Source organism: Mesorhizobium sp. Primo-A, assembly GCF_003997175.1.
Taxonomy (GTDB): Bacteria; Pseudomonadota; Alphaproteobacteria; order Rhizobiales; family Rhizobiaceae; genus Mesorhizobium; species Mesorhizobium ciceri.
Genome location: NZ_RZTG01000001.1, coordinates 16559 through 42954 on the forward strand (window position 1 = coordinate 16559; position 26396 = coordinate 42954).

Sequence of the window (26396 nt, forward strand, 5' to 3'; positions counted from 1 at the left end):
GCTGTTCATTTGAGCCTGTTGCTCATTTCAAAATATCGCCGCGGAAGCCGTAAGGCAGCATGTCGCCCATGGTCACGGTTTCGGCCACACCCGCATTGTCGCAGAGATAGAGCTTTGTTTCCGGCCGGCAGAATTCGGCAAGCCGCTGGCGGCAGCCGCCGCAAGGCGAGCATTTGGCCATGCGTTCGGCAAGCACGGCGATTTCCACGATCTTGCCGCCGCCGCCCATAATATAGTGGCCGAGCGCCGTGGTCTCGGCGCACCAGCCTTCCGGATAGGAGGCGACTTCGATGTTGGCGCCGGTAAAGACGCGACCGTCCTCGGTGCGCAAGGCAGCGCCGACCGGAAACTTAGAATAGGGCGCGTAGGCCTTGGCCATGGCGGCCTTGGCGGCCTCGAACAGATCATGCGACATTCAGCGTTCTCTCCGATGATCGTGTTCAAAACCCGGCGCAAAGCCGACCCGTCGCTCAACGTTCCTTGACATAAGGCACGCCGCCGGCGCGTGGCGGGATTGCCTTGCCGATGAAGCCGGCGAGCAGGATGACGGTGAGGATGTAGGGCAACGCCTGCATGAACTGCGCCGGCACCTTGCCGATGATGGGCAGCGGGGATCCTTGCAGGCGGATCGACGCAGCGTCCAGGAAGCCAAACAGCAGGCAGGCGAACATGGCGTTGACCGGCTTCCACTTGGCGAAGATCAAGGCTGCCAGCGCGATATAGCCCTTGCCGGCAGTCATGTCCTTCACGAAGCCGCCATTTTGCACCATCGACAGGTAGGCGCCGGCAATGCCGGTGAGGATGCCGGTGCAGATCAGCGCCCGGTAGCGCAGCCAGGCGACCGAGATGCCGGCGGTGTCGACGGCGGCCGGGTTCTCGCCGACGGCGCGAAGGCGCAGGCCGAAGCGGGTGCGAAACAGCACCCACCAGGTGAACGGCACCATCAGGAAGGCAAGATAGACCAGGATCGAGTGGCCCGACAGGAGTTCGGCATAGATCGGTCCGATGATCGGCACGTCGCGGATGGCCTCGGCGCCCGGCAAGGTGATGGCCTCGAAGCGCTCGCCCGGTTGCAGCGCCGGCGTGCGCCCGCCCTGCTGGAACCAGGCCTGGCCGAGGATGATGGTTGAGCCGGCGGCGATGAAATTGATCGCCACGCCGGAGACGATCTGGTTGCCGCGATGAGTGATCGAGGCAAAGCCGTGGATCATGGCGAAGGCGACCGAGATCACGACCGCCATGCCGAGGCCGAGAAAGGCCGAATGGAACACGGAAGCTGCGGCCGCACCGGCGAAGGCGCCGACAAGCATCTTGCCTTCGAGGCCGATGTCGAAGATGCCGGCGCGTTCCGAATAGAGCCCGGCGAGGCAAGCAAGCAGCAGCGGCACCGAGAGGCGGATGGTGGAGTCCAGTGTCTGGATGATCGCGTTGAACACATCCATCTCAGGCACCTTTCCCCTTGACCGCTTCCATGCCGACCGATCGCGGACTGAACGAGGCAAACAGCGCCTGGATGTAGCGCCGGAACATGTGCTCGAGGGCACCGGCAAACAGGATCACCAGGCCTTGAATGATGACGATCATGTCGCGGCTGATTGCCGGCATCTCGAAGGCGAGTTCGGCGCCGCCCTGGTAGAGCATGCCGAACAGGACCGCCGCCAATACGATGCCGACAGGGTGCAGGCGGCCCATCAGCGCCACGGCGATGCCGACGAAGCCGGCGCCGGAAACGAAGTCGATGGCGACATTGTGCTGATCGCCCATCACCGGATTGAGCGCCATCATGCCGGCCAGTGCGCCCGAGATCATCATGGCGGTGATGATGATGCGGGTTTCGGAAATGCCGGCATAGCGTGCCGCCTTCGGGCTGTGACCGTAGGTGCGCATCTCGTAGCCGAGCTTGGTGCGCCAGATCAGCAGCCAGACCAGGAAGGCCATGACCAGCGCCAGCAGGAAGGTGACGTTGAGCGGCGCCGAACGGATCTTGGCGCCGAACAGCTCGATGATCCAGTTGAGTTTGGGCAATTCCGCGCCGGCGAGGAAGTTGCGCGTCTGCGGCGCTTGCGAGGCGGCTGGCTTCAACGGGCCGACCAGCAGGTAAACCATGATCGAGGCGGCGATGAAGTTGAACATGATGGTGGTGATGACGATGTGCGAGCCACGCTTGGCCTGCAGATAGGCCGGGATAAGCGCCCACAATGCGCCCACCGCCGCCGCAGCAATGATCGCCAGCGGGAAGGTCAGCCACCATGGCAGTGTACTGTCGAAGCTCAGGCAGACGATGGCGATGCCAAGGCCGGCGATGTAGGCCTGCCCCTCGGTGCCGATGTTGAACAGGCCGCAATGCGCGGCAACCGCGACCGAAAGCCCGGTGAAGATGAAGGTGGTGGCATAAAACAGGGTGAAGGCAATGCCTGTGCCTTTGCCGAAGGCGCCTTCGACCAGGATGACGGCGGCGCGCAACGGATTCTCGCCGACCAGAAGCACGACGAAGCCGGCGACGACGAAGGCGACGAACAGATTGATCAGCGGGATCAGGCCATAGTCGGCCCAGGCCGGCAGTTTGGCGTAAGGCGTGCTCATTGCGCGGCCTCCTGGTGCTCGATGCCGGCCATCAGCAGGCCGAGCTCGCCCTCGGTCGCTTCCGGACCGCGCTCGCCGACGATGCGGCCGGCAAACATCACCAGGATACGGTCGGACAGCGAACGGATCTCGTCCAGCTCGACCGACACCACCAGCACCGCCTTGCCCTGGTCGCGCATGGCGATCAGGCGCTTGTGGATGAACTCGATGGCGCCGACATCGACGCCGCGTGTCGGCTGGCCGACGATCAGCACGCCCGGGTCCTGTTCCATCTCCCGTGCCAGCACGATCTTCTGCTGGTTGCCGCCGGAGAAATTGGCGGTCTTCAGCCGGCAGTCGGCCGGGCGGATGTCGTATTTGGCGATCTTGTCCCTGGCATCGTTGCGGATGGCATCGATGTTGAGGAACGGCCCCTTCAAATAGCGGGGATCATCGTGATAGCCGAGGATCGAATTCTCGTTCTCCTCGAAGGCCAGCACCAGCCCGACGTGATGGCGGTCCTCCGGCACATGCGCCAGGCCACGGTCGCGCAACTCTCCGGGGTCGGCGGCACCGGTCAGGTCGATCGGCTTGCCATCCAGCATGACCGAGCCGGAAACGGCACGCCTGATGCCGGAAATCGCCTCGAGCAGTTCGGATTGTCCGTTGCCGGCGACACCGGCGATGCCGACGATCTCGCCGGCCCTGATATCGAAGGAGATGTCGTCGACCATGGTGACGCCGCGCGTATCCCTGACCGTCAGGTTCTTGACTGCGAGCTTGACGGCGCCGGCCTCTGCCTCGCCCTTCTCGACCCGCAAGAGCACGCGCCGGCCGACCATCAGCTCGGCCAGTTCCTCGACAGTCGTTTTCCTGGTCTCGCGCGTCGCCACCATCGTGCCCTGGCGCATGACCGACACCGTGTCGGTGATGGCCATGATCTCGCGCAGTTTGTGGGTGATCAGCACCACCGTCTTGCCCTGGTCCTTCAACTGCCGAAGGATGCGGAACAGATGGTCGGCCTCGGCCGGCGTCAAAACGCCCGTCGGTTCGTCGAGGATCAGGATCTCGGCGCCGCGATAGAGCGCCTTCAGGATCTCGACACGCTGCTGCAGGCCGACCGGCAGTTCCTCGATGATTGCATCGGGATCGACTTCCAGCCCGTATTCACGCTCCAGCCGCTCCAGTTCGGAGCGCGCCTTGGCGATGCTCTTCTTCAAGAGCGCATCGCTTTCGGCGCCGAGGATGACGTTCTCCAGCACTGTGAAATTGTCGACCAGCATGAAGTGCTGATGCACCATGCCGATGCCGAGCGCGATGGCGTCATTGGGGGTCTTGATCGAAGCCGGCTGGCCGCCAACGCGGATCTCGCCGCTGTCGGCCTGGTAGAAGCCGTAGAGGATCGACATCAGCGTCGACTTGCCAGCGCCGTTCTCGCCGACAATGCCGTGGATCGTGCCGCGACCGATCTCAAGATTGATGTCCCGGTTGGCGCGCACCGCACCAAAACTCTTGTTGATGCCGATCAACTCGATTGCGGCTTGCGCCATGCAGCCTGTCCCACTCTTATTTTTTTATCGCTTGGTCAAAACGCCTAGCATGACGCTCCGCCCGTGCCAATTGGCGGAGCAGGTTCACTCTCGACAAATCCCGGTGCGCTTGTCAATTTGCAACGTGGCCGGGGCCTTCACATTCGCTAGTATGGCGGAGCCGAAATTCGCATTGCGGCGCAAGACATCGCGGCGCAAGACATCGCGGTGAAGACTGGGGAATTCACATGACCATACCCGCCGACCGGCTGACGACGCTGGAAATCCGCGCCGCCGAGCAGGAGAAGACCATCGAGGAACTGTCCGGCCAGATCGCCGAGCAGTGGAAAGTGATCGAGCGCATGCAGCGCAAGCTCGACGCGCTGACGGATCGCTTCCTGGCGCTGGAGGAGCAGACGGGAGATGAAGTGCCTGTAACCAAGCCGCCGCACTGGTGAGGAAAAAGGGAAGGGCGCATGCCATGGCCAGTGAAAGCGATCGCATTGCACGGGCCAGCGACTATGTGCGTGGCCTGATGAACGATGCGGAGCGCGAACGGGCCGAACGTGATCTGGAGATCGACCCGGCCTTCCGCGACGAGGTCGTGCGACTTGCCGAGCGCATGCACGTCTTCGACCGTGCCGAACCGGGGGATGGCGAAGAGCGCTGGAAGCAGATCACGCAGCGCATTGGCGACCTGCCGCAGATGCGTAGTTCTGGCCTGAGCGACGCCAGGCCGCCAACCGTGATCCGAAGCCTGTCGCAGCGGCCATACGGCGTCGGCGTGCACGCGCTGGGCGGCCGGCGTGGATTTGTGGTTGCCGCCGGACTGATGGTGGCGTTCGCGCTCGGTTGTCTCGCCGCGAAGCTGCTATAGGCGAGGCCGGCGAGACATCAGAGCCATCGTCTCGCCGTCCGAACGGCATATCTCAACGGTGTTCCAGCCGAGGGCCGCGTAGAAACCACGCGCATCCCATGTGTAGAGATAGAGCATCTCGACGCCCCGTGACGCCGCATGGGCTTCCGTTGCCTTGACCAGCGCGGTGGCGATGCCTCGGCGTCGATACCTTGCATCGACAACCAACCCGGCCAGCCATGGCGTCAGATCATGCGCGGGCTCCAGTTCGTGGCGCACCAGCAGGCATGTCCCGACCGGGGTGTCGCCGATCCGGGCCACGAATGCCGCCTCGAAACCGTCACCGGCGATCAAGTCGCGAAGCCCTGCCGCATCTTCCCCGAGAGTCCTTCCGGTTCCCTCGAAAAAGGCAGACAGGCGCAGTTGCGCGACCGCTGCTACGTCGTGCTCGCCCATGGGTCCGATCGTCGGCTGCATCTGTATCTCGAAACGGTGTCCGGCACGGAGCGAAGGTTTCGCTCGATCCGGTAAAGGCAAAACCGCCGGGCTGGCGCCCGGCGGTTTGCAGATCATGGCTGTGTGTTCGTGCCGCTCAATAGGGGCAGGCGTTGTCAGTCGTATAGTCGTGTACTTCGACCTTGCCGGCAATGATGTCGGCCTTGGCTTTTTCGACGGCCGCCTTCATCTCGTCCGTCACCAGCGCCTTGTTGTTGTCGTCCATGGCGTAGTCGACGCCGCCTTCCTTGAGGCCGAGATTCTCGACGCCGCCCTTGAAGGTGCCGTTCTTGCCGTCCATGAAGGCGGTGTAGACGGCGACGTCGACGCGCTTCAGCATCGAGGTCAGCACCTTGCCGGGCTGCAGGCCGTTCTGGTTGGAATCGACGCCGATGCCAAGCTTGCCGGCATCTGCCGCCGCCTGCAGCACGCCAACGCCGGTACCGCCTGCCGCGGCGTAGACCACGTCGGAGCCCTGGTCGATCTGCGTCTTGGCGATCTCGCCGCCCTTGGCCGGATCGTTCCAGGCAGCCGGCGTGTCACCCGTCATGTTCTGGATGACATCGGTCGCGCCGGCCGATTTGGCACCGCCGACATAGCCGCATTCGAACTTGCGGATCAGCGGGATGTCCATGCCGCCGACGAAGGAGACCTTCTTCGACTTCGAGGCCATCGCCGCCATGATGCCGACGAGATAGGAGCCTTCGTTTTCCTTGAATACCAGCGAGCGGACATTGGGCATGTCGACGGCGTCGTCGATGATGGCGAAGTTGAGATCGGGATATTCGGCCGCGACCTTCTTCAGCGCATCCTCCCAGGCGAAGCCGGCCATGACGATCGGGTTGTGGCCGTCCTCGGCGAAGCGGCGCAGCGCCTGCTCACGCTGCGAGGCGTTGGAGACCTCGAATTCGACGTAGGCCGTGCCGGTTTCCGTCTTGAATTTCTCGGCGCCGTGATAGGCAGCCTCGTTGAAGGATTTATCGAATTTGCCGCCGAGATCATAGAGGATGGCCGGCTGGACATCCGCGGCGAAAGCCGGAAGAACCATTGCGGTTGCGGCCAGGAGGCCGAGAACGATACGTTTCATGTGATCCACACCCTGTCGGTTATTTTTTCCGTTACGCACCGCATGCCGGCCCGGTTCTCCGGCAGGCATGCGACGTCAGCCAGGAGTGTATTCCCTCCCGCTCGGCGGCAATCTGGCATGGCCCGAAACAAAATTCACGCGGAATTTTGACCTTTTGGAAAAGCTTGGTGCGGGCAAGCCGCACCGCAGCTTGTGTCAGGCGGAGGCGGCGGCAGGGATGGCGCAAGCGACACCGGTGCCTTTGAGGTTGCACGTGCCGTAAGGATTCTTCGCCAGATATTGCTGGTGATCGGCTTCGGCGAAGTAGAATTCGGCCGCCGGGGCGATCTCGGTGGTGATCCTGCCGTGGCCGGCACCGCGCAGCGAGGTCTCATACGCATCGCGCGAGGCGCTCGCCGCCAACAGTTGCGCCTCGTCGCTCGTGTAGATCGCGGAGCGATAGGCGGTGCCGACATCATTGCCCTGGCGCATGCCCTGCGTGGGATCGTGGCTTTCCCAGAACAGCTTCAGAAGCCCAGCATAGGAGACGATCCCGGGGTCATGGACCACCAGCACCGCTTCGGCATGACCGGTTAGCCCGGTGCAGGTCTCCTGATAGGTCGGATTGGGCGTGAAGCCGCCGGCATAGCCGGCCGCGGTGACCCAGACGCCTTCGACCTGCCAGAACAGCCGCTCCGCAGCCCAGAAGCAGCCGAGCCCGAACATGGCCGTCTCCAGCCCCTCGGGATAAGGACCCTTGAGCGGTCTTTTCAAGACCTTGTGCCTGGATGCGGTCGGGATCGCCCTGGCGCGGCCCGGCAGGGCCTCGGAGGGCTTCGGCAGATTGAGCTTCTTGTTCAGCATGTCGCTGAGAAAGAACATGCGCGGGTTTCCCTCTCTTCGCGGAAAGCGGATCAGTTTGCGACGAACTGTCCGGCGCGACGTTGCCGCCTGTAGCCTATCGCATAGAGCAGGAAAGCCAGCACCGCGAACACGGCGAAGCCCGGCTGGTTCAGCACCCAGGCGATGGCGCCATCCCATAGCAGCGGGCTGGTCTTGGTTCGGATGAAGGTCTCGAAGGCGGCCCGCGTGTCGGGCGAGACCGCGAGCCAACTGCTGTTGAGCGGGGTCAGCACCAGCACGGAGGCCGCCACTGTGCGTGTCGCGTCGAGCACCGCCATGATGACGGAAATCGACAGCGCGATCATTGCGGCAAGACGAAAGACGAAGCGAAACATCAGAACCCTCCTCCGGGCTGGTCCTCTCCCGAGGGGCTTTTCAGAGATAGAATGCGCATGGCTGGATCGCAATCGCCATACGCGAATTTGCAGACTCCAAACTCAGGTCAACGGAGGGCCGGACGACAGTCAGTCGGGTCGCTTTTCATTGACATGTGAGGGCAGCTATGCTAATAGTTTGGGTATGGCGTTGACTTGCGCCGACGACCCGCCGCACAGGCGGGTTTTTGCGTTTGGTGCTCGCAAACCGACGCGCCGGCGAAGTCTCCCAAGACCGTGTGAACCCGGATTTGTTGCCCGCGCGAATTATGCGGCCGGCTTCCTTTTGTGCCGGTGGACACGCCAGACAGCAAAAACGCCGCCGCCGATGGCGCCGATCACCAGACCGGCCAGGCCGGTGAACACGGCGAAATAGCCGCAGGCGCCCTCGAAACAGCTCATCTCGGTGGCATCGGCGATCACCGAGCCGATGGCGAATCCGCCCACGGCGCCGATGACCGCGCCCAGGACGATGCCGAGCAGCGCGGCGATGACCGAGACGAAGGCCGATGGGCTCTCGGTTTTCGGATTGACATAAACGGCATCGGCTTCGGATCCATGGCGCAGCAGATAGATGCAGAGCGCGCCGATGGCGATTTCGGCGCCGGTGATGACAAGCGCCTGGCCCGAGAAGACGAATCCCGGCACCGTAGGGGCATAGGCATGGATGACCAGCAGCCCGACGATTATGGCAATCTGCCAGATCGTGAACTGGCGCGGGAAGCGGGCCGAGCGGCCGAAGGCGAGGCCGAGCAGGTAAAGCCCCCATAGGATGGTGACGATGTCGACGACGAGCCCGCCATAGATAAGGTAAAGCACGCTGTCTGGCAGGCCGGTGGCGCCGACCGCGGGCCAGACGGAGATCAGGCCGTAGACTGACCACGCCATGACGAAGACAAGCCAGCCCACCGGCACGAAGGACAGCCCGCTGTCCGGCCGCCTGACTGGCGTCTGTCCATTGCTCGATGTCATGTCCGCACAATGCCCCCGCAAAGCCTCGGCACCCGACAGGCAACTCCGGGGGAAGTCAAGGGCGGCCGTCCCTGCGGTCCTGCCTGTGCACACCATTGCAGCGGCGGCGCCCGCAAAAACGGGCATGCCGGCGGCCTCGTGAAAGACTGTGTGGCCGGCAAAGCGAATAGACTGCCGTTATGGCTTGGCATTCGCCGTCGGATCGACTAGATGAGCCCCGCGCCTGTTGCTTCGACGGCTCAGGTGCAGGGGAAGGCGTTTGCTGGTTGGCGACGCCGATGGCGAAAGTTTCGTCTTGCCCCAAGGGAGGTGCATCTCCCCAACCCGCGCGGCAAAACCGGCCGACGCGACATGCATGGACGGAGAGGTGGCCGAGTGGTTGAAGGCGCACGCCTGGAAAGTGTGTTTACGGGAGACCGTAACGCGGGTTCGAATCCCGCTCTCTCCGCCATCCTGCTTCGCTCTACGAGCTTCGCAGGACAAGCCCGAGCCTTTGCGCGAAGCAGGGCGGTAAACATCCCGCCGCGCTCTGCCCTTGAAACCTGCCAATCACAGGAGATGGCATGCCGAACGATGTAATCGTGCGCGACAGCAATGGCGCTCAATTGAATGACGGCGATTCCGTCACGCTGATCAAGGACCTCAAAGTCAAAGGCACTTCGGAAACGATCAAGCGCGGCACGTTGGTGAAGGCTATCCGCCTGAACGGCAATCCCGGCGAGATCGAATGCAACACCAAGCAAGTGAAAGGCCTGGTGCTCAAGACCGAGTTCGTGAAGAAGGCGTGAGCCTCAGGGCGGCAAGCGATCTCGATGGCTCCTTCGGGATTTTGGAGAGCCTGCCGTCGCCAAGTGGAAGCGGAGCCGTTGAGCGTCCGGCACATGATCGTTGCGCTGCGAAATTGATAATTTCGCCGACCAGGCACAATCAAAAACCGCCAAGACCCAAGTCTGGAACCTCCGGCCTCGTTGCGCGTTTCAGGGCGTCCCGTTCGCGGACCCGCCGGATATCTCTCCAAGCGCGCAAAAAAACCAGGAGCCCGCTTCATGCACGACAAGCTGTTTCATTCCCCGGTCGCACTCTCGGTCGGCCTTGGCTTCAAGCGCGAGATTGCGTCGCTGGCCGAAATGCACGACTTCCTTACCAATTGGACGACCTCCCGCCGCGGCCCCCTCTACCGCAACGCGGTGGAAGCATGTGAACTCGCCATCCCAGGCTATGTGACCATCGAGCAGGCCCGCCACGCGCTCGTCCAGTTTGCGCAAGCTTCTTGTATCCTGTGGCCGGACCTCGAGCCGGTGGCGGGCGTGCACGCCGTTGCGCGTGGCTATGGCGGCTACGCCGCCTGAAGATCGATACCCTCCGTGGCGGCTAAAGCCACACCACCATAGAAGGCCCGGCTGGCCCCAGCCGGGCTTTCCCGTTTCCGGCAGCTCGCAAGCAAATCGCAATCCTGTGGCTGGCCGCCTGCCTTGCGCGACAATCCCTGCGTGGAGTGTTGGGAAGAGCCCGCGCAAAAATCTTTATGAAATTCCTATTTCTTTCCACTGCGCTCCGTCTCGAACCTTTATGGCGATCGGGTCCATATTCCCTTCAGAAAACACATTCGGTTTCGTCGCCAAAGATGCGACGGGACACTTTCGATATATTGCGAACTCTCCTGTCAAGTTCGCAAAGTACAAAAGAACAAAAGGAATAAAAACAATGGATATGGCCGTTATCGGAATCGGAATTTTGTTCTTTGCCCTTTGTTTCGCCTACATAAAAGCTTGCGACGCTCTCTAGAGCGAGGCTGAAAAAATGATCGTCGACTATATTCTCGGTGGCGGCGTTACGCTGTTCCTGCTCGCCTACCTGACCTACGCCCTCGTTCGTCCAGAACGCTTCTGAAGGCACGGAAAGCCACAGCCATGACACTGAACGGTTGGATACAGATCCTGGTCTATTGCGGGATCGTCATATTGCTGGTGAAGCCGCTCGGCGGCTACATGCACCGCGTCTTCGACGGCGACCGGACGCTGCTCTCGCCCGTCTTCGGCCCGCTCGAGCGCGGGCTGTACCGTGTTTGCGGAACCAGCGAACGGGAGGAACAGCACTGGACCACCTATGCGGTCGCCCTGCTGCTCTTCAACCTTGCCGGCTTCCTGGTGCTCTACGCCCTGCAGCGCCTGCAGGGCAGCCTGCCCTACAACCCGGCCGGCATGACAGCGGTTGAACCAGGGCTCGCCTTCAACACCGCCGCCAGCTTCATGACCAACACCAACTGGCAGAACTATGGTGGCGAGAGCACGATGTCCTATCTCGTGCAGATGGCTGGGCTGACGGTGCAGAACTTCGTTTCGGCGGCCACGGGCATTGCCATAGCCATCGCGCTGATCCGCGGCTTTGCCCGGGCTTCGGGCAAGTCGATCGGCAATTTCTGGGTCGATATGACCCGCTCCACACTCTATTTGCTGCTGCCGTTCTGCGTCGTGCTGACGCTGGCCTATGTCTGGCTCGGCATGCCGCAGACGCTGGGCGCCTATGTCAACGCCACGACGCTCGAAGGCGCGCAGCAGACCATCGCCGTCGGCCCGGTCGCTTCGCAGGTGGCCATCAAGATGCTCGGCACCAATGGCGGCGGCTTCTTCAACGCCAATGCCGCGCACCCGTTCGAGAACCCCGACGCGATCTCCAACCTGATCCAGATGGTGTCGATCTTCGCCATCGGCGCCGCCTTGACCAATGTCTTCGGCCGCATGATCGGCAACCAGCGCCAGGGCTGGGCGATCCTCTCGGCCATGGGCGTCATGTTCATCGCCGGTGTCGCCATCTGCTACTGGGCGGAAGCCGCCGGCAACCCGCTGGTGCATGCGCTGGGCATCGACGGCGGCAACATGGAGGGCAAGGAGACACGTTTCGGCATCGCCTTGTCGGCGCTGTTTGCCGTCATCACCACGGCCGCTTCCTGCGGCGCTGTCAACGCCATGCACGGCTCGTTCACGGCGCTCGGCGGCATGATCCCGATCATCAACATGCAGCTTGGCGAAGTCATCGTCGGCGGTGTCGGCGCGGGCCTCTACGGCATCCTGATGTACATCGTCGTCGCCGTCTTCGTCGCCGGCCTGATGGTCGGTCGCACGCCCGAATATCTCGGCAAGAAGATCGAGGCCAAGGAGGTCAAGATGGCGATGCTGGCCATATTGTGCCTGCCGCTGGCGATGCTGATCTTCACGGCCATCGCCGTCGTGCTGCCGACCGGCGTGGCGTCGATGGGCAATGCCGGCCCGCACGGCTTCTCCGAGGTCCTCTATGCCTACACGTCGGCGGCGGCCAACAACGGTTCGGCCTTTGGCGGCCTCAGCGGCAACACGCCCTGGTACAACATCACCATCGGCATCGGCATGCTGATGGGCCGCTTCCTGGTCATCATCTCGGCGCTGGCCATTGCCGGCTCGCTGGTGGCGAAGAAAACGGTTCCGGCCTCCGCCGGCACCTTCCCGACCGACGGCCCGCTGTTCGTCGGGCTGCTGATCGGCGTCATCCTGATCGTCGGTGGCCTCACCTTCTTCCCCGCGCTCGCCGTCGGGCCGATCATCGAGCACCTGGCGATGGCTCACGGGCAGACCTTCTGAGACCGCCATGTCGTGGTTCAATGCCATGCGCCGCAAGGTCGCCCACAGGGACGATCACGGAAAGGAGGAGGGACCTCCTCCTTTCCCGACCCTGTCGACGTTTCTCGGCCTTGCGGCAGTCATGCTCGTCCTCTGGCTGCTGGCCTACGGGCCGCCCCATCTCTTTTCGGCATCCGATCATCCGGTGCCGTCCAACAACACCGAAGCCGGAGCTTCAAAATGAGCAACTCGAAATCAGCCAGCATCATGGATGCCAGCATCCTGCTTCCCGCCATCGGCGGCGCCTTCCGCAAGCTCGACCCGCGCACGCTGGCCAGGAACCCGGTGATGTTCGTCGTTGCCGTCGTCTCGGCGCTCACCACCGTGCTGTTCGTCAAGGACCTGGTCTCCGGCGGCGGCAATCTCGGCTTCACGCTGCAGATCATCATCTGGCTTTGGTTCACCGTGCTGTTCGCCAACTTCGCCGAAGCGGTCGCAGAAGGCCGCGGCAAGGCGCAGGCGGATTCGCTGCGCAAGGCACGCACCGAGACCAAGGCCAAGCTTTTAACCGGTGAAGACCGCACCAAATACAAACTTGTGCCCGGCACCAGCCTCAAGGTCGGCGATGCCGTGCTGGTCGAGGCCGGCGACATCATCCCGTCCGACGGCGAAGTGATCGAAGGCGTCGCTTCGGTCAACGAGGCCGCGATCACGGGCGAATCCGCGCCGGTGATCCGCGAATCCGGCGGCGATCGTTCGGCGGTCACCGGCGGCACGCAGGTGCTGTCCGACTGGGTTCGCGTGCGCATCACGGCGGCTTCCGGCCACACCTTCCTCGACCGCATGATCTCGCTGGTCGAAGGTGCGGAGCGCCAGAAGACGCCGAACGAGATCGCGCTCAACATCCTGCTCGTCGGCATGACGCTGATCTTCGTGCTGGCCACCGCGACGATCCCGAGTTTTGCTTCCTATTCGGGCGGCTACATTTCGGTGACCGTTCTGGTGGCGCTGTTCGTCACCTTGATCCCGACCACGATCGGGGCGCTGCTTTCGGCCATCGGCATCGCCGGGATGGACCGCCTGGTGCGATTCAACGTGCTGGCCATGTCGGGTCGCGCCGTGGAAGCCGCAGGCGACGTCGACACGCTGCTGCTCGACAAGACCGGCACGATCACGCTCGGCAACCGCCAGGCGACGCAGTTCCGCCCGGTCAAGGGCGTCACCGAACAGGAACTGGCCGACGCGGCCCAGCTTGCCTCGCTCGCCGACGAAACGCCGGAAGGCCGTTCCATCGTCGTGCTGGCCAAGGAGAAATACGCCATCCGCGCCCGCGACATGGCAACGCTGCACGCCACCTTCGTGCCCTTCACAGCACAGACCCGTATGAGCGGCGTCGACATCGATGGTTCGTCGGTGCGCAAGGGCGCCGTGGATTCCGTGCTTGCCCATGTCAACCAATCGACGGTCGCAGCCCATGCCACGCGGCCCGGCAGCGATACCGTCAGGGATCTCCAGGCCATCGCCGACGAGATCGCCAAGTCCGGCGGCACGCCGCTGGCGGTCGAACGCGACGGCCGCCTGCTCGGCGTCATCCACCTCAAGGACATCGTCAAGGGCGGCATCAGGGAGCGCTTCACCGAACTGCGCCGCATGGGCATCCGCACGGTGATGATCACCGGCGACAACCCGATGACGGCGGCGGCGATCGCCGCGGAAGCCGGCGTCGACGACTTCCTCGCCCAGGCCACACCGGAGGACAAGCTGAAGCTGATCCGCGACGAACAGGCCAAGGGCAAGCTGGTTGCCATGTGCGGCGACGGCACCAACGATGCGCCGGCCCTCGCGCAAGCCGATGTCGGTGTCGCCATGAACACCGGCACGGTCGCCGCCCGCGAGGCCGGCAACATGATCGATCTCGACAGCGATCCGACCAAGCTCATCGAGATCGTCGAGATCGGCAAGGCGCTCTTGATGACGCGGGGTTCGCTGACGACCTTCTCGATCGCCAACGACGTCGCCAAATATTTCGCCATCATCCCGGCGATGTTCGCCGTCTTCTACGTCGCACCGGGACAGACGACCGGTCCGCTGCAGGCACTCAACGTCATGCATCTGGCGACGCCGCAGAGTGCCATCCTGTCGGCCATCATCTTCAACGCGCTGATCATCATCGCGCTGATCCCGCTGTCGCTGAAGGGCGTCAAATATCGGGCCATCGGCGCCGGCGCGCTGCTCAGCCGCAATCTTCTCGTCTACGGCCTCGGCGGCCTCATCGTGCCTTTCGTCGGCATCAAGGCGATCGACATGATCGTCACCACGCTTGGCCTCGCTTAACTCTTTGTTTTAACGCAATTCCCTAGGGAAAACCGCTTCACACTTTTCCTGGAATTGCTTTGAGGAACATCTCCATGCTCACCCAGATAAGACCCGCGATCATCATGATCGTCTTCTTCACGGTCCTGACCGGCCTGATCTATCCCCTGGGCATGACCGGCATCGCCCAGGCGCTGTTTCCGCGGCAGGCCAATGGCAGCCTGGTCGAGAGGGACGGCAAGATCATCGGCTCCGAATCGATCGGCCAGGGGTTTGCCAGCGACAAGTATTTCCACGGCCGCCCTTCGGCTGCCGGCGACGGCTACAATGCAGCCTCCTCGAGCGGCAGCAATCTCGGCCCGACCAGTCCCAAGCTGATCGACCGCATCAAGGGCGACGCCGAGAAGTTGAAAGCGGAAAACCCGAACCAGCCTGTTCCGATGGATCTGGTGACGACGTCCGGCAGTGGCCTCGATCCCGACATCAGCCCGGAAGCCGCCTACTTCCAGGTCGCTCGGGTGGCCAAGGCCAGGGGCATCGAGGAAGCCAGGGTCAAGGCGCTTGTCGATGCCCAAGTCGAGGGCAGGGAACTCGGCTTCATGGGCGAGCCTGTGGTCAATGTGCTTGGCCTCAACCTTGCGCTGGACGTAGCGAAAGAGTGAATGGCGGCGGCCGGGGATCGACAGTACCCCCGGCGCCATCCATGATCGATCCCGATGCCTGACGACAGAAGCAGCGACACCAGACCCTCGCCCGACGCACTGCTTGACCATGCCGAGCGGGAGGGTCGCGGCCGCCTGAGAATTTTCCTCGGCGCGGCACCGGGCGTCGGCAAAACCTATGAGATGCTGATGTCGGGCCGCGCCAGGCTGGCCGACGGCGTGGATGTGGTGATCGGCGTCGTCGAGACGCATGGCCGCAAGGAAACAACGGCCCTGGTCGAGGGCTATGAGGTCATTCCCCGCCGCAAGGTCGACTACAAGGGGCGTATCCTCGACGAGATGGATATCGACGCCATCCTCGCCCGGCGCCCGGCGCTGGTTCTTGTCGACGAGCTCGCCCACACCAACGCGCCCGGCAGCCGCCACCCCAAGCGCTACCTCGACGTCCAGGAGATCCTGACGCACGGCATCGACGTCTATACGACGCTTAACATCCAGCATGTCGAAAGCCTGAACGACGTCGTCGCCCAGATCACCAAGGTCAGGGTTCGCGAGACGGTTCCCGATTCCATCATCGACCAGGCCGACGATGTCGAGATCATCGATCTCACCCCCGACGACCTGATCAAGCGGCTCGAGGAAGGCAAGGTCTATTTCCCCAACACCGCGCAGCGCGCGATCGAGAACTATTTCTCGCCGGGCAATCTGACGGCGCTCAGGGAACTGGCGCTGCGCCGCACCGCGCAGCGTGTCGACGACCAGTTGCTCATCCATATGCAGGCGCACGCCATTCCAGGACCGTGGGCGGCAGGCGAAAGGGTCCTCGTCTGCCTCGACGCGCGACCTGGAGGAGCGGCCCGCGTGCGCTATGCGCGCAGGCTGGCCGACCGGCTGCGTGCGCCGTGGACGGCGCTGCACGTCGACAGCACGCGCTCGGCCAGCATGCCCGAGAATGACAAGGACCGGCTGGCGACGAACCTGCGCCTTGCCCAGCAGCTTGGCGCCGAGGTGACGACCATTCCGGGTCAGAATGTGGCGCAGGACATCGTGCGTTATGCGACGGCGAACAATTTTACCCATATCGTCGTCGGCAGGCCGACCCGGTCGCGCTGGCGCGAATTGATCGAAGGCTCGCTCACCTACGATCTCATCCGCAATGCCGGCGATATCAGCGTCCATGTCATTTCGGGAAGCGAACGCGGCACCGAGGCGGCGTCGCGGAGCGTCAAGGCGGCCGACGAGCAGTGGCAGTTCGAAATCTGGCCCTATCTCAAGGCGACGGCCTTTGTCATCGGCTCGCTCGCCTTCGCCGTCCTTCTCGATCAGTTTCTCGACGTTCGCAATCTGGCGATCATTCTGCTCATCGGGGTGCTGGCATCGGCGGTGACCGGCGGCCTGTGGCCGGCTCTGTATGCTTGTTTCGTCAGCGCCCTTGCTTTCAATTATTTCTTCCTGGAGCCGCGCTATACGCTGACGATCAGGGATCCGGAGAGCATCGTCGCGCTTGGCGTCTTTCTCGTCGTTGCGGTCATTGCCAGCAATCTGACGGCGCGCGTGCAGCGCCAGGCGGTCGCCGCCCGCTCGCGGGCGCGGGCGACGGAGGATATCTACCTCTTTTCGAAGAAGCTCGCCGGCGCCGGGACGCTGGACGACGTCCTCTGGGCCACCGCCTTCCAGATCGCCTCGATGCTGAAGCTGCGCGTGGTGCTGCTTTTGCCGGAAGACGGGACGATCACCGTCAAGGCCGGCTATCCGCCTGATGACACGCTGGCCGAAGCCGACATCGCCGCCGCCCGCTGGGCCTGGGAGCACAATCGTGCCGCAGGTCGCGGCGCCGACACGCTTCCGGGTGCCAAGCGCCTCTATCTGCCCTTGCGGACCGGGCGCACGGCCATCGGCGTCGTCGGCCTCGACAACGACAAGCAGGGACCGTTGCTGACGCCCGAGCAGCAGCGGCTTCTCGACGCACTGGCCGACCAGGCGGCAGTCGCCATCGAGCGTATCCAACTGGTCGCCGACGTCGACCGGGCCAAGCTCGCCGCCGAGGCGGACAGGCTGCGCTCGGCGCTGCTCACCTCCATTTCCCATGATCTGAAGACGCCGCTCGCCGCCATCATGGGCGCCGCCGGCACGCTGCGGGATTTTTCAGCAGCACTTCCCGAACCGGATCGGGCCGAACTGCTGTCGACGGTGCTCGACGAATCCGAGCGGTTGAACCGCTTCATCGCCAATCTGCTCGACATGACCAAGATCGAGTCCGGCGCGATGGAGCCGAACTACGCCTTTCACTATGTCGGCGACATCGTCGGCTCCGCCCTGCAAAGGGCCAGGAAAATCATCGGCGAGCACAAGATCGAGACGGACATCCCCAGGGATTTGCCGATGTTGAAGGTCGACCCGGTGCTGTTCGAGCAAGCGTTGTTCAATCTTCTCGACAATGCGGCGAAATATGCCCCGGCCGGCTCGACGATCCGCGTCCAGGGCTGGACCGACAATGGCTCCGTCCTGCTGCAGATCATGGATGAAGGGCCGGGCATTCCTCCCGGCGATCTGGAACGGATTTTCGACACCTTCTACCGGGTGCGCAAGCGCGACCAGATCCGCGCCGGCACCGGGCTCGGCCTGTCGATCTGCCGCGGCTTCATAGAGGCGATGGGTGGCACGATCACGGCGGCAAACCGGACCGACGGTTCGGGCGCGGTCTTCACCATCAAAATGCCCAAGCCGGCAAATCCGCCCAACTTCGACGCTTCGAATACCGACGATGTGGGTGACCTGGCATGACAAACTCGAACGTCAGGATACTGGTCGTCGATGACGAGCCGCCGATCCGCAAGCTGCTGCGCGTCGGCCTCGGCAGCCAGGGCTACGCGATCAGCGAGGCGCCGAATGCCAGGGCGGCCATCGAGCTGATGGAGGCGGAGAAGCCGGACCTCGTCCTGCTCGACCTTGGCCTGCCCGGCATTAGCGGCCATGAGTTGCTGCGCAAATGGCGCGACGACGGCCTCGACATTCCGGTGGTCATCCTGTCCAGCCGGACCGACGAGGCCGGTATCGTCCAGGCCCTGGAGCTCGGCGCCGACGACTATGTCACCAAACCCTTCGGCATGAACGAACTGGTCGCACGCATCCGCGTGGCGCTCCGCCACAAGTTCCAGCAGCAGGGAGAGAAGCCGATTTTCCAGACCGGCGATCTCAGCGTCGATCTGGTCAAGCGCATCGTCAAGGTCGAGGGCAAGGAGGTAAAGCTGTCGCCGAAGGAATACGACATCCTGCGCATGCTGGTGCAGCACGCCGGCAAGGTGCTGACCCACCATTTCCTGTTGAAGCAGGTCTGGGGCGACTCGTCCGACGTGCAGTATCTCAGGGTCTATGTGCGCCAGCTCAGGCAGAAGATCGAGAAGAGCCCCGACCAGCCACGCTACATCACCACCGAGACCGGCGTCGGCTACCGCCTGCGCGAGGTCGAATGAGCGGGTTGGGCGCTTCTAGCCAGTAGCTTCCAGCTGCTGGCCAAGCGGCTTGGAAACCCGCAAGGCCGCGAGACAGCCGACAATGCCGAGCGGGACGAAGGCAAGAAACAGCCAGGACGCGACATTCGCCGCCGCGTCGTGGTTCAAACCTTGCGAAAAGCCGCTGGCATTGGCGACGATGCCGGCAAGGGCTGCACCCACGGCGTAGCCGATGCGCTGCATGGTCGGCACCGCCGCCGAGGCGATGGTCTGCTCGCTCTTCGGGGCGGAGGCGACGATGACGCGTGTCAGGAACGGCCAGGCGATGCCGAAGCCGCCGCCTTGCAACAGGGCACAGATCAGGATGAGCGGGATGGAGCCCAGGGGTATCGTGTAGGCAAAGCCGGCGATGCCGGCCGCGATCATCACCGCGCCGCCGATGATGATCAGCCGCTCGCGCCGCGGCGGCGCGTTGGCGACCAGGATCGACAGGATCGACCAGGCGATCGATTCGGCGGCGATGATGTAGCCGGTGGTCAGCAGCGGAATGTCGTGAAGGCTGGTCAGCAGCAGCGGCCCGTAGACGCCGAAGGAACAGGTGGCCACCGAAAAAGCGGCAACCATGGTCATGCCGGCGCCGACCGGCGTGCGCCATGAGAACAGCCGCGCCGGGAACAGCCGCGAAAGCGGCTTCAGCGCGTCGATGGTGAAGAACAGCAGCAGGCCGATGAGGCCGAAGGCCATCAGCAGCGAAGAGCGCAGCAAGGCGATGTCGACGCCGGCCGAGGCGATCAGCACCACGGCAACGGCAAGGCAGGCAAGGGCCGCGAACGGGAAGGGCGGCGCCCCGCCTGCGCTCGCCTTCGGCCTCGTCGCCTCCGGCGTGTCGAGCACGATGAAACTTGCCAGCGCCATGGCTGCGCCGCCGAGGGTGAAGATGCCGAAGGCCCAGCGCCATGACAAAAGCTCGGTCATGATCGCGCCGAGCAATGGTCCGCTGAAGGCGGCGACGCCCCAGATCGCCGACATGATGCCGAAAAGCTGCGGCCAGATGGCGCGCGAGAACAGTCGTTCGACCGAGACGAAGGCCAGCGACACCAGCGCACCGCCGCCAAGTCCTTCGATCAGGCGGCCGGCGAGGAACAGTTGCATGGAAGGCGAGGTGGCGCAGATCAGGGCGCCTGCTGCGTAGAGCAGGGCTGCGACCACCATGTTGGTGCGCAAGGGGACATAACTCACCAGCCGTCCGGCGGCCGCGCCGGCAACGATGGCACCGAGTTCGTAGATCGCCAGCGACCAGCCGACGAGCTGCACGCCCGCCAGTTCGCCGACCATGGCCGGCATCACCGTTGCCACCATCGTCTCGTTGGTGGCGTGCAACAGGATGCCGAGGCTGATGAAGCAGAAGCGCGCCAGGTCGCCGCTTGCCCATAATCCGCGCCAGTCGACCTTGTTTGTGCTGATCTCGGTCATTTCCACCCCTGTCTTGCATATCTCGACGCCAGCGCAGGACGCCAGAAGCCAGTGCGGCTTTCCGGCAGGACCATGCGGTTCGACAGCGCCGGATCGGGCGCCGCATCGAGGCGTTGTTTCGTTCGGGGCAGGCTTGTAAAACCTCAACCGGGGTTGAGCTCAAGCGGTTTTTTGAGGACCGTTCGCGCGGCAGCCTTTCCGATTGGCGGGTTCGTTGCGCGATCAGTTCTCGGTGCTGCGCAGCTGGAACTGGCTGACGCCGATCGCGAGGTTCATGCCGGTCTGCGTCTGCAAGCTGAGCGGCTGCAAGGTGAAGGCTTGCGAGGAGCCGCCGACCAGCAGATTGGCGCCGGCGCCGACGGCGGCCGTCACCTCGGCGCTGGCGCCGATGTAGTCGCCGGCCAGCGCACCCGGCGCGTAGATGTTCTTCAGCGGCGTCAGCACGATCCACTGCATGACCGTCTGCTTCGTCGTGCCGATGTCGAGGCCGTATTTGTTGACGGCGCCGAAATAGGCTTCCGACGCGAAGCTCTTGTCGGCGGGGTTGAAGGTGCAGCTCAGATCCTTGCTCGAGCCGAAGATGAAGCCGGTGCCGCCGCCAATGGCACAGTCAAGCGTACCGAGCTCTATGCCTCGGTCCTGCGCCTGCGCTGCTCCGACAAACACGGTAGCGAATATGGCAGCGATGGCTGTCTTCAGCATGATGGTCCCCTCAAAAATCAACGGCGCGGAACCATCCTATCTGGTTCCGCGCCGCGGGGTGAGGGGTCATGGAGCGCACGGCTCCATGCGATCACTTGAATGAATGGATCAGCTGGAGCGAGGTCACGGCCACGGCAAGGTTGACGCCGGTCTGCGCCTGGACGCTGAGCGGCTCCAGCATGAAGGCGCTGTCCAAGCCGCCAACCAGCAGATTGGCGCCGCCGCCGGTCACCACGCTCGCCTCGGCGTTGACGCCGTAATAGCTGCCGGCGAGATCGCCTCCGTCACGGTCCCGGGTCGCAGCCAGCACGGCCCAAACGAGCTGGCCCTGATGCGTCTGGCCGACATCGAGGCCGATCTTGGAGATGACGCCTGTGTAAACCTCGGACGGCCCGTGATGATGAGGCCGGAAGACACAGGACACGCCCTTGTTGGAAGCGACGATATAAGCGGTGCCGCCGTCGATGGTGCAATCGAGCGTGCCGAGTTGCAGCTTGCCGGCGCTGGCTGGAGCCACCGCGAACATCGTCGTGGCGAGGGCAGCGGCGCAGGCGAGTTTCTTGATCATGGGAGGGTCCTTTCGCAAATTGCTTTTCGATAACGGCTTGGGAGGCCAGACCGTTCCGCTGAAAACTTGGCGCGATCAAGGCAGGGGCCGAAAGCCTCCTGCCGGGGTTAATGCGCGGTTGCGAAGTGCGTCTTTTCGGACACGCCAAGGATCCCGCGGCATTTGGATGTCACGCGGATTTGTATGGGAAGCGTTTGCCGAAACCGAGATCAGCTGACGCGGGCGAGGCCATCCTTGGCCGGCTGGTAGGTCGGGTCGAGGCGAACGGCTTCCTTATAGGATTTCGCGGCTTTCGCCTTGTCACCGCGCCGCTCGTAGATCAGCGCCTGGTTGGCCCAGGCCTCGGCGTTCTTGCCGTCGAGCTTGATCGCCATGTTGAAATCGGAGAAGGCGTTGTCCTCGTCATTGGTCGCCAGATAGGAGAGGCCGCGGCCGTTGTAGGGCTCGGCGGCGTCCGGCGCCAGCGAGATGGCGGTCGAGAAATCCTCGATGGCGAATTTGTGCTGGCCCTGGCTCTGATAGATCAGGCCTCGATTGTGGTAGGCGCGCGCGTCGGTCGTATCGAGCTGGATCGCCTTCTGAAAGTCGTTGAAGGCGTCCTGGGTGCGACCCGCCTTGCGGTAGAGATTGCCGCGGCCGATATAGGCGGCGTCATAGTTCGAGTTGATCTGGATCGAACGGTTGTAGTCCGCGAGCGCGGCTTCCTGGTTGCCGAGGAAGCGCTGGATGAGCGCACGATTCGAATAGGCCTGGAAGAAATTCGGATTGAGCTGGATGGCTTGATTGAAATCCTTGAGCGCCGCCTGGTATTGGCCGCCACGGCCATAGGCCGAGCCGCGCACATTGTAGCCTTCGGGATCCTGGGGATTGCGCTGGATGACCGCCGACAGCGAGGAAATGTTCTCGCTCGAGCCTTGCGCCTTGTCGATGTTGTTGAATTCACCGGTCGGGCCCGCCGTTTGGCAGCCGGCAAGCGCCAGTCCGGAGAGCAGGGCCGCTGTCAGGGCGAAACCACGCAATGCGGTCCCGCGCTCCACGCTCGTTGCGTTCATGTCTGCCCTGTCCTCACTTCAAGCCGCGTCGTTCAGATCCGGCTCCCCCTCCGGACCGGTCACATCAAAACAAAAAGGTGGCGGCGATTCCACATCGCGCCACCTCTGATATCCTTCGAAAAGGACGAAAAATTGGCGTTAGAACCGCGGCGGACGCGGAGCGCCAGCTGCACCACCAGCGGCGCCGGCAGCAACAGGGCGCGGCGTCATCGGCAGCAGGCCTTCGCGCTGGGCGCGCTTGCGGGCCAGCTTGCGGGCGCGGCGAACGGCTTCAGCCTTTTCGCGGGCGCGCTTCTCGGACGGCTTCTCGTAGTGACCGCGCATCTTCATTTCGCGGAAAATGCCCTCGCGCTGCATCTTCTTCTTGAGAGCGCGAAGCGCCTGATCAACGTTATTGTCGCGGACGAGTACCTGCACGGGCAATCCTGTCTTTCGGGTTTGATATCAACAGGCAAGCGATCATAGCCGCTAGCCTCCGCGGCGGTTTACACCACGAATTGTGGCGGCTGATAGCAGAATCATGCCGCGCTGTCCACAGCGGAAATGAATTTGCGGTGCCAGCCGCAGTCTGTTTGCCTTGAGATAAGGAGCCGACTAGGCCGTCGCGAGGTGCAGCCGCTCGAAATCCTCGAAGAACTCGCCGTAGTCGCAGGTGATCTCCTCGCCCACGGCGATGTCGCGGGTCGCGGTGGCCCCGCCATATTGCGAAAAATCCGTATTCGGATTGCTGGAATGGTTCATGAAGCGGCCATTGTCGACTTCATAGACCATGAAACCTGGCCGGTCGGGGCTGGGATAGGCATAGCGGTCGAGCAGTTCCCTGAGATGCGGGGGGGCCGCTTCGTATTTGTCCATGGGGACCAGTCGGTCGAAATCCGGATCGAGCCGCCAGATCGAAGCCCCTTTCCTGATCGGCTCCGCAGCGAACACGCCGACGCCTTCGATCGCACTCGCAGTCACATAGGTTCTGATCAACAACATAGTTCCAGACCCCGCTTTTGGACAGAAACGGCATCGCCAAATCGCGGCGAAAAATCAAGACCGGCCGTCTGCCTGGCGGCTATGAACATGCATTCCGGACGCGAAAAGTCTTCACGTCCGGTTGATCGACACGCCGCCATCGGCAAACAGAGCGGCTCCGGTGGTAAAGCTCGAGGCATCGGAGGCGAGATAGAGCGCCGAGCGAGCGATCTCCTCCGGCATAGCGACACGCTTCAAAGCATGCAGGCCTTCGACGAAGGCCCGTGATTCCGGGGTCTTGAAGGTTGCCGCCGGCGTGTCTGTGCCGCCGGGCAGCAGCGCGTTGACCCGCACGCCTTTCGGGCCGTATTCGGCGGCAAGCACCTGTGTCAGTCCGATCAGGCCGGCCTTGCTCGCGGCATAACTGGTCATGCCTGGCATGCCGACTGTGTGGCCGACGAAGGTGGAGGTGAAGATCAGCGAACCACCGCCACGCTCGACCATTGCCGGCACCTGGTATTTGGCGCCGAGAAACGCGCTGGTGAGATTGGTGTCGAGCGTCTCGCGCCAGCCTTCCAGCGGCAGTTCGGCTATCGGTCCCATCAGGCCGACAGCGCCGGCATTGTTGAAGGCGATGTCGAGCCCGCCGAATTTTTCGACCGCCAGATCGACAAGGGCCTTTGCGTAGGCTTCGTCGCGGACATCGCCGGCAAGCGCGATGGCGATGCCATCGGCATCCGCGATTTCGGCGACAAGCGCGTCGAGCTCGGCCTGGCGGCGGGCGGCGACGATGACCTTGGCGCCTTCCTCCGCGAAGAGTTTTGCCGTGGCGCGGCCGATGCCGGAACTGGCGCCGGTGACGATGGCGATCTTGTTTGCGAGTGCGAACATTTTTGCATCCTTTTCTTCGCGCCGGCTTGACCGGCAGTTGGGATGCTTGGTCGCAGATCGAGGCCAGGCGAGCCACCCGATACCCGCCAAGATGCTGGAAAGCGCCGACGCGCCGGATGCGTCTTTTTCACCACGGCGCAAAACGGCAAGCGCCGTCGCAAACAGCGCAAGGGTGGAAGCGCTGTTTCGCTAGTGATACACCTCGCGCGCCGGGACCGACTGAACGCCGGCCGCCATTCGCGAAGCCTTTTTGGGGCGAGGTTGGGACGTTGAAGAAATATTCGGTATTCGCCATCGCCCGTGAAGCCATGCGCGGCCACAAGGGCTGGGAAGAACAGTGGTCCTCGCCTGAGCCCAGGAAAGAATACGACGTCATCATCGTCGGCGCCGGCGGCCATGGCCTGGCCACCGCCTATTACCTCGCCACGGTTCACGGCATCACCAATGTCGCGGTGCTGGAAAGGGGCTGGCTCGGCGGCGGCAACACAGGCCGCAACACCACCATCATCCGCTCCAACTATCTCTATGACGAGAGCGCCGGCATCTACGACCATGCACTGAAGCTGTGGGATGGGCTGAGCCAGGAGCTCAACTACAACGTCATGTATTCGGCGCGCGGCGTCATGATGCTCGCGCACAATGTGCACGACGTGCAGGTGCTGAAGCGCCACGTGCACGCCAACCGGCTGAACGGTATCGACAATGAGTGGCTGACGCCGGAGCAGGCGAAGGAATTCTGCCCGCCGCTCAACACCTCCAGGGATGCGCGCTATCCGGTGGTCGGTGCGGCGCTGCAGCGGCGCGGCGGCACGGCGCGCCACGATGCGGTTGCCTGGGGCTATGCGCGCGGCGCCTCGGCGCGCGGCGTCCATATCATTCAGAATTGCGAGGTCACCGGGGTCAAGCGGGCGGCCAATGGCGCGGTTTTGGGCGTCGACACGACGCGCGGCTTCATCGGTGCCAAGAAGGTCGGCGTCGTTGCCGCCGGCCATTCCTCAGTGATCATGAACATGGCCGGCGTGCGCATGCCGCTGGAGAGTTATCCATTGCAGGCGCTGGTGTCGGAACCGGTCAAGCCGGTGGTGCCCTGCGTGGTCATGTCGAACACGGTGCACGCCTATATCTCGCAGTCCGACAAGGGCGAGCTGGTGATCGGCGCCGGCACCGACCAGTATGTCTCCTATTCGCAGACCGGCGGCCTGCACATATTGCAGCACACGCTGGACGCCATCTGCGAGATGTTCCCGATCTTCACGCGCATGAAGATGCTGCGCTCGTGGGGCGGCATCGTCGACGTCACGCCCGACCGCTCGCCGATCCTGGCCAAGACGCCGGTGCCCGGGCTTTATGTCAATTGTGGCTGGGGCACGGGCGGCTTCAAGGCGACGCCGGGCTCGGGCCATGTCTTTGCCCACACCATCGCCAAAGACGATCCGCATCCGATCAATGCGCCCTTCACCATCGAGCGCTTCCGCACCGGCCGGCTCATCGACGAGGCGGCGGCGGCGGCGGTGGCGCACTGATGATGGCTGGGATGGCTGTCGCGATGCCGCTGATTCTGGCGGGGGAACACGTGCTGGCGGGGGAACGGGGCATGTTCCATTTTCCGTCGGCTGACGAAGTGCGCACGCAACCGATCAGCCGCACCGGCAACGAGACCGTCTGGCCGTTTTCGGTCGACGACGGCACGCTGGCCTGCGTCTGGAGCGGCGGCCAGCGGGTGGTGATGTTCTTCGAGGGACGTCCCGAAGGGCTTGACGAAGACGAGACATTCCAGCCGCGTCAAGTCATCGTCACCACCGATCCGATGCAACTCACTCTCGGCAACATGGCGTCGCGCGATCTGTTTCGTCCCGCTGCAAGCGTGGAGGAACGCATCCGGCTCGTCGCGCCGTTCGCGACCCTGGGACAGAAGCTTTGCGATCAACCGGCGGGCGCCCGCGTCGGCCACGGCGAATTGTAGGAACGAACAA

Annotated in this window: 29 protein-coding genes and 1 tRNA gene; 14 read left to right on the forward strand and 16 right to left on the reverse strand. The window is 63.5% G+C overall.

Annotated features, from left to right (window positions below):
- Nucleotides 1–22 precede the first annotated feature (22 nt).
- Genes cdd through EOC83_RS00085 form a run of 4 tightly spaced genes read right to left on the reverse strand, consistent with a single transcriptional unit; the run spans nucleotide 23 to nucleotide 4112 of the window.
- Nucleotides 23–415, reverse strand: a complete 393-nt coding sequence (gene cdd / locus EOC83_RS00070; RefSeq protein ID WP_013529630.1) for a cytidine deaminase — start codon at nucleotides 413–415, stop codon at nucleotides 23–25.
- A 55-nt stretch (nucleotides 416–470) separates the two neighbouring features.
- Complete coding sequence (locus EOC83_RS00075; protein WP_013529631.1) at nucleotides 471–1442, reverse strand: ABC transporter permease; 972 nt, start codon at nucleotides 1440–1442, stop codon at nucleotides 471–473.
- Between the two features lies 1 nt (nucleotide 1443).
- Nucleotides 1444–2583 carry an ABC transporter permease gene (locus EOC83_RS00080; RefSeq protein WP_063168988.1) on the reverse strand — a complete coding sequence of 380 codons (1140 nt, stop codon included), beginning with the start codon at nucleotides 2581–2583 and terminating at the stop codon, nucleotides 1444–1446.
- A complete protein-coding gene (locus EOC83_RS00085; RefSeq protein WP_024502792.1) occupies nucleotides 2580–4112 on the reverse strand; it encodes an ABC transporter ATP-binding protein in 1533 nt (510 codons plus the stop codon). Before EOC83_RS00085 ends, EOC83_RS00080 begins: the two co-directional genes overlap by 4 nt.
- 227 nt (nucleotides 4113–4339) lie before the next feature.
- On the opposite strand from EOC83_RS00085, the gene EOC83_RS00090 reads away from it, so the two are divergent.
- Together EOC83_RS00090 and EOC83_RS00095 are read left to right on the forward strand one after the other, a co-directional pair.
- Nucleotides 4340–4549, forward strand: a complete 210-nt coding sequence (locus EOC83_RS00090; protein WP_013529634.1) for a SlyX family protein — start codon at nucleotides 4340–4342, stop codon at nucleotides 4547–4549.
- Nucleotides 4550–4572: 23 nt separating this feature from the next.
- A complete protein-coding gene (locus tag EOC83_RS00095; RefSeq protein ID WP_063168987.1) occupies nucleotides 4573–4968 on the forward strand; it encodes a hypothetical protein in 396 nt (131 codons plus the stop codon).
- On the opposite strand, the gene EOC83_RS00100 is transcribed toward EOC83_RS00095, so the two are convergent.
- The 5 genes from EOC83_RS00100 to EOC83_RS00120 form a co-directional block, all read right to left on the reverse strand.
- Complete coding sequence (locus EOC83_RS00100; protein WP_063168986.1) at nucleotides 4963–5424, reverse strand: GNAT family N-acetyltransferase; 462 nt, start codon at nucleotides 5422–5424, stop codon at nucleotides 4963–4965. The genes EOC83_RS00095 and EOC83_RS00100 overlap by 6 nt on opposite strands.
- A gap of 115 nt (nucleotides 5425–5539) precedes the next feature.
- Nucleotides 5540–6529, reverse strand: coding sequence for a BMP family ABC transporter substrate-binding protein (locus EOC83_RS00105; RefSeq protein ID WP_024502791.1), 990 nt, complete (start codon nucleotides 6527–6529; stop codon nucleotides 5540–5542).
- A 195-nt stretch (nucleotides 6530–6724) separates the two neighbouring features.
- Nucleotides 6725–7390, reverse strand: a complete 666-nt coding sequence (msrA, locus tag EOC83_RS00110) for a peptide-methionine (S)-S-oxide reductase MsrA (RefSeq protein ID WP_063168985.1) — start codon at nucleotides 7388–7390, stop codon at nucleotides 6725–6727.
- Nucleotides 7391–7422: 32 nt separating this feature from the next.
- Nucleotides 7423–7746 carry a hypothetical protein gene (locus tag EOC83_RS00115; RefSeq protein WP_024502789.1) on the reverse strand — a complete coding sequence of 108 codons (324 nt, stop codon included), beginning with the start codon at nucleotides 7744–7746 and terminating at the stop codon, nucleotides 7423–7425.
- Between the two features lie 306 nt (nucleotides 7747–8052).
- Nucleotides 8053–8757, reverse strand: a complete 705-nt coding sequence (locus tag EOC83_RS00120) for a hypothetical protein (RefSeq protein ID WP_164919868.1) — start codon at nucleotides 8755–8757, stop codon at nucleotides 8053–8055.
- A gap of 361 nt (nucleotides 8758–9118) precedes the next feature.
- Between EOC83_RS00120 and EOC83_RS00125 the strand changes: the two genes are divergently transcribed.
- The 10 genes from EOC83_RS00125 (at nucleotide 9119) to EOC83_RS00175 (ending at nucleotide 18798) form a co-directional block, all read left to right on the forward strand.
- Nucleotides 9119–9208: transfer RNA gene (locus tag EOC83_RS00125), tRNA-Ser, on the forward strand.
- Between the two features lie 112 nt (nucleotides 9209–9320).
- On the forward strand, nucleotides 9321–9545 hold the full coding sequence (locus tag EOC83_RS00130; RefSeq protein ID WP_013529641.1) for an alkylphosphonate utilization protein: 225 nt from the start codon (nucleotides 9321–9323) through the stop codon (nucleotides 9543–9545).
- Between the two features lie 258 nt (nucleotides 9546–9803).
- Nucleotides 9804–10106, forward strand: coding sequence for a DUF982 domain-containing protein (locus EOC83_RS00135; RefSeq protein WP_013529642.1), 303 nt, complete (start codon nucleotides 9804–9806; stop codon nucleotides 10104–10106).
- Nucleotides 10107–10557: 451 nt separating this feature from the next.
- On the forward strand, nucleotides 10558–10647 hold the full coding sequence (locus EOC83_RS00145; RefSeq protein ID WP_032808122.1) for a K(+)-transporting ATPase subunit F: 90 nt from the start codon (nucleotides 10558–10560) through the stop codon (nucleotides 10645–10647).
- 20 nt (nucleotides 10648–10667) lie between these two features.
- Nucleotides 10668–12371: a potassium-transporting ATPase subunit KdpA gene (gene kdpA, locus EOC83_RS00150; protein WP_063168983.1), complete on the forward strand. Its 1704-nt coding sequence runs from the start codon at nucleotides 10668–10670 to the stop codon at nucleotides 12369–12371.
- A 25-nt stretch (nucleotides 12372–12396) separates the two neighbouring features.
- A complete protein-coding gene (locus EOC83_RS00155; protein ID WP_224621338.1) occupies nucleotides 12397–12594 on the forward strand; it encodes a hypothetical protein in 198 nt (65 codons plus the stop codon).
- A complete protein-coding gene (gene kdpB, locus EOC83_RS00160; RefSeq protein ID WP_063168982.1) occupies nucleotides 12591–14684 on the forward strand; it encodes a potassium-transporting ATPase subunit KdpB in 2094 nt (697 codons plus the stop codon). The genes EOC83_RS00155 and kdpB overlap by 4 nt, the downstream gene beginning before the upstream one ends.
- 74 nt (nucleotides 14685–14758) lie before the next feature.
- The gene (kdpC, locus tag EOC83_RS00165) at nucleotides 14759–15325 is read left to right on the forward strand and encodes a potassium-transporting ATPase subunit KdpC (RefSeq protein ID WP_063168981.1); all 567 of its coding nucleotides are present in this window, start codon (nucleotides 14759–14761) and stop codon (nucleotides 15323–15325) included.
- A 54-nt stretch (nucleotides 15326–15379) separates the two neighbouring features.
- Nucleotides 15380–18109, forward strand: a complete 2730-nt coding sequence (locus tag EOC83_RS00170; RefSeq protein ID WP_063168980.1) for a sensor histidine kinase KdpD — start codon at nucleotides 15380–15382, stop codon at nucleotides 18107–18109.
- The gene (locus EOC83_RS00175) at nucleotides 18106–18798 is read left to right on the forward strand and encodes a response regulator transcription factor (RefSeq protein ID WP_063168979.1); all 693 of its coding nucleotides are present in this window, start codon (nucleotides 18106–18108) and stop codon (nucleotides 18796–18798) included. Before EOC83_RS00170 ends, EOC83_RS00175 begins: the two co-directional genes overlap by 4 nt.
- Before the next feature lie 15 nt (nucleotides 18799–18813).
- Here EOC83_RS00175 and EOC83_RS00180 read toward each other — a convergent pair whose 3' ends face one another.
- The 7 genes from EOC83_RS00180 to EOC83_RS00210 all read right to left on the reverse strand — a co-directional run bounded on the left by EOC83_RS00180 (nucleotide 18814) and on the right by EOC83_RS00210 (nucleotide 24423).
- A complete protein-coding gene (locus EOC83_RS00180) occupies nucleotides 18814–20250 on the reverse strand; it encodes an MFS transporter (protein WP_063168978.1) in 1437 nt (478 codons plus the stop codon).
- 222 nt (nucleotides 20251–20472) lie between these two features.
- Complete coding sequence (locus EOC83_RS00185; RefSeq protein ID WP_063168977.1) at nucleotides 20473–20952, reverse strand: DUF992 domain-containing protein; 480 nt, start codon at nucleotides 20950–20952, stop codon at nucleotides 20473–20475.
- Nucleotides 20953–21043: 91 nt separating this feature from the next.
- A complete protein-coding gene (locus EOC83_RS00190) occupies nucleotides 21044–21520 on the reverse strand; it encodes a DUF992 domain-containing protein (RefSeq protein WP_024502781.1) in 477 nt (158 codons plus the stop codon).
- 209 nt (nucleotides 21521–21729) lie between these two features.
- Complete coding sequence (locus tag EOC83_RS00195) at nucleotides 21730–22572, reverse strand: tetratricopeptide repeat protein (protein ID WP_013529652.1); 843 nt, start codon at nucleotides 22570–22572, stop codon at nucleotides 21730–21732.
- A gap of 138 nt (nucleotides 22573–22710) precedes the next feature.
- Nucleotides 22711–22989, reverse strand: coding sequence for a 30S ribosomal protein S21 (rpsU, locus tag EOC83_RS00200; protein WP_013529653.1), 279 nt, complete (start codon nucleotides 22987–22989; stop codon nucleotides 22711–22713).
- 177 nt (nucleotides 22990–23166) lie between these two features.
- Nucleotides 23167–23553: an SET domain-containing protein-lysine N-methyltransferase gene (locus EOC83_RS00205; RefSeq protein WP_063168976.1), complete on the reverse strand. Its 387-nt coding sequence runs from the start codon at nucleotides 23551–23553 to the stop codon at nucleotides 23167–23169.
- A gap of 111 nt (nucleotides 23554–23664) precedes the next feature.
- Nucleotides 23665–24423 carry an SDR family oxidoreductase gene (locus EOC83_RS00210; RefSeq protein WP_063168975.1) on the reverse strand — a complete coding sequence of 253 codons (759 nt, stop codon included), beginning with the start codon at nucleotides 24421–24423 and terminating at the stop codon, nucleotides 23665–23667.
- Between the two features lie 269 nt (nucleotides 24424–24692).
- On the opposite strand from EOC83_RS00210, the gene EOC83_RS00215 reads away from it, so the two are divergent.
- Nucleotides 24693–25946, forward strand: a complete 1254-nt coding sequence (locus EOC83_RS00215) for a sarcosine oxidase subunit beta (RefSeq protein ID WP_063168974.1) — start codon at nucleotides 24693–24695, stop codon at nucleotides 25944–25946.
- Nucleotides 25946–26386: a hypothetical protein gene (locus EOC83_RS00220; RefSeq protein WP_013529657.1), complete on the forward strand. Its 441-nt coding sequence runs from the start codon at nucleotides 25946–25948 to the stop codon at nucleotides 26384–26386. Before EOC83_RS00215 ends, EOC83_RS00220 begins: the two co-directional genes overlap by 1 nt.
- Nucleotides 26387–26396 lie beyond the last annotated feature (10 nt).

What these genes read in the sequence shown, in the direction of transcription:
- EOC83_RS00155 (WP_224621338.1), top strand. Translation starts at nt 12,397, where the DNA reads ATGCGCCGCAAGGTCGCCCACAGGGACGATCACGGAAAGGAGGAGGGA.
- EOC83_RS00100 (WP_063168986.1), bottom strand. Translation starts at nt 5,424, where the DNA reads ATGCAGCCGACGATCGGACCCATGGGCGAGCACGACGTAGCAGCGGTC.
- EOC83_RS00205 (WP_063168976.1), bottom strand. Translation starts at nt 23,553, where the DNA reads ATGTTGTTGATCAGAACCTATGTGACTGCGAGTGCGATCGAAGGCGTC.
- EOC83_RS00105 (WP_024502791.1), bottom strand. Translation starts at nt 6,529, where the DNA reads ATGAAACGTATCGTTCTCGGCCTCCTGGCCGCAACCGCAATGGTTCTT.
- cdd (WP_013529630.1), bottom strand. Translation starts at nt 415, where the DNA reads ATGTCGCATGATCTGTTCGAGGCCGCCAAGGCCGCCATGGCCAAGGCC.
- EOC83_RS00175 (WP_063168979.1), top strand. Translation starts at nt 18,106, where the DNA reads ATGACAAACTCGAACGTCAGGATACTGGTCGTCGATGACGAGCCGCCG.
- EOC83_RS00190 (WP_024502781.1), bottom strand. Translation starts at nt 21,520, where the DNA reads ATGATCAAGAAACTCGCCTGCGCCGCTGCCCTCGCCACGACGATGTTC.
- kdpA (WP_063168983.1), top strand. Translation starts at nt 10,668, where the DNA reads ATGACACTGAACGGTTGGATACAGATCCTGGTCTATTGCGGGATCGTC.
- EOC83_RS00095 (WP_063168987.1), top strand. Translation starts at nt 4,573, where the DNA reads ATGGCCAGTGAAAGCGATCGCATTGCACGGGCCAGCGACTATGTGCGT.
- EOC83_RS00180 (WP_063168978.1), bottom strand. Translation starts at nt 20,250, where the DNA reads ATGACCGAGATCAGCACAAACAAGGTCGACTGGCGCGGATTATGGGCA.
- EOC83_RS00220 (WP_013529657.1), top strand. Translation starts at nt 25,946, where the DNA reads ATGATGGCTGGGATGGCTGTCGCGATGCCGCTGATTCTGGCGGGGGAA.
- EOC83_RS00080 (WP_063168988.1), bottom strand. Translation starts at nt 2,583, where the DNA reads ATGAGCACGCCTTACGCCAAACTGCCGGCCTGGGCCGACTATGGCCTG.
- EOC83_RS00075 (WP_013529631.1), bottom strand. Translation starts at nt 1,442, where the DNA reads ATGGATGTGTTCAACGCGATCATCCAGACACTGGACTCCACCATCCGC.
- EOC83_RS00085 (WP_024502792.1), bottom strand. Translation starts at nt 4,112, where the DNA reads ATGGCGCAAGCCGCAATCGAGTTGATCGGCATCAACAAGAGTTTTGGT.
- kdpC (WP_063168981.1), top strand. Translation starts at nt 14,759, where the DNA reads ATGCTCACCCAGATAAGACCCGCGATCATCATGATCGTCTTCTTCACG.
- kdpB (WP_063168982.1), top strand. Translation starts at nt 12,591, where the DNA reads ATGAGCAACTCGAAATCAGCCAGCATCATGGATGCCAGCATCCTGCTT.
- msrA (WP_063168985.1), bottom strand. Translation starts at nt 7,390, where the DNA reads ATGTTCTTTCTCAGCGACATGCTGAACAAGAAGCTCAATCTGCCGAAG.
- EOC83_RS00185 (WP_063168977.1), bottom strand. Translation starts at nt 20,952, where the DNA reads ATGCTGAAGACAGCCATCGCTGCCATATTCGCTACCGTGTTTGTCGGA.
- EOC83_RS00090 (WP_013529634.1), top strand. Translation starts at nt 4,340, where the DNA reads ATGACCATACCCGCCGACCGGCTGACGACGCTGGAAATCCGCGCCGCC.
- EOC83_RS00135 (WP_013529642.1), top strand. Translation starts at nt 9,804, where the DNA reads ATGCACGACAAGCTGTTTCATTCCCCGGTCGCACTCTCGGTCGGCCTT.
- EOC83_RS00145 (WP_032808122.1), top strand. Translation starts at nt 10,558, where the DNA reads ATGATCGTCGACTATATTCTCGGTGGCGGCGTTACGCTGTTCCTGCTC.
- EOC83_RS00120 (WP_164919868.1), bottom strand. Translation starts at nt 8,757, where the DNA reads ATGACATCGAGCAATGGACAGACGCCAGTCAGGCGGCCGGACAGCGGG.
- EOC83_RS00170 (WP_063168980.1), top strand. Translation starts at nt 15,380, where the DNA reads ATGCCTGACGACAGAAGCAGCGACACCAGACCCTCGCCCGACGCACTG.
- EOC83_RS00195 (WP_013529652.1), bottom strand. Translation starts at nt 22,572, where the DNA reads ATGAACGCAACGAGCGTGGAGCGCGGGACCGCATTGCGTGGTTTCGCC.
- EOC83_RS00130 (WP_013529641.1), top strand. Translation starts at nt 9,321, where the DNA reads ATGCCGAACGATGTAATCGTGCGCGACAGCAATGGCGCTCAATTGAAT.
- EOC83_RS00210 (WP_063168975.1), bottom strand. Translation starts at nt 24,423, where the DNA reads ATGTTCGCACTCGCAAACAAGATCGCCATCGTCACCGGCGCCAGTTCC.
- EOC83_RS00115 (WP_024502789.1), bottom strand. Translation starts at nt 7,746, where the DNA reads ATGTTTCGCTTCGTCTTTCGTCTTGCCGCAATGATCGCGCTGTCGATT.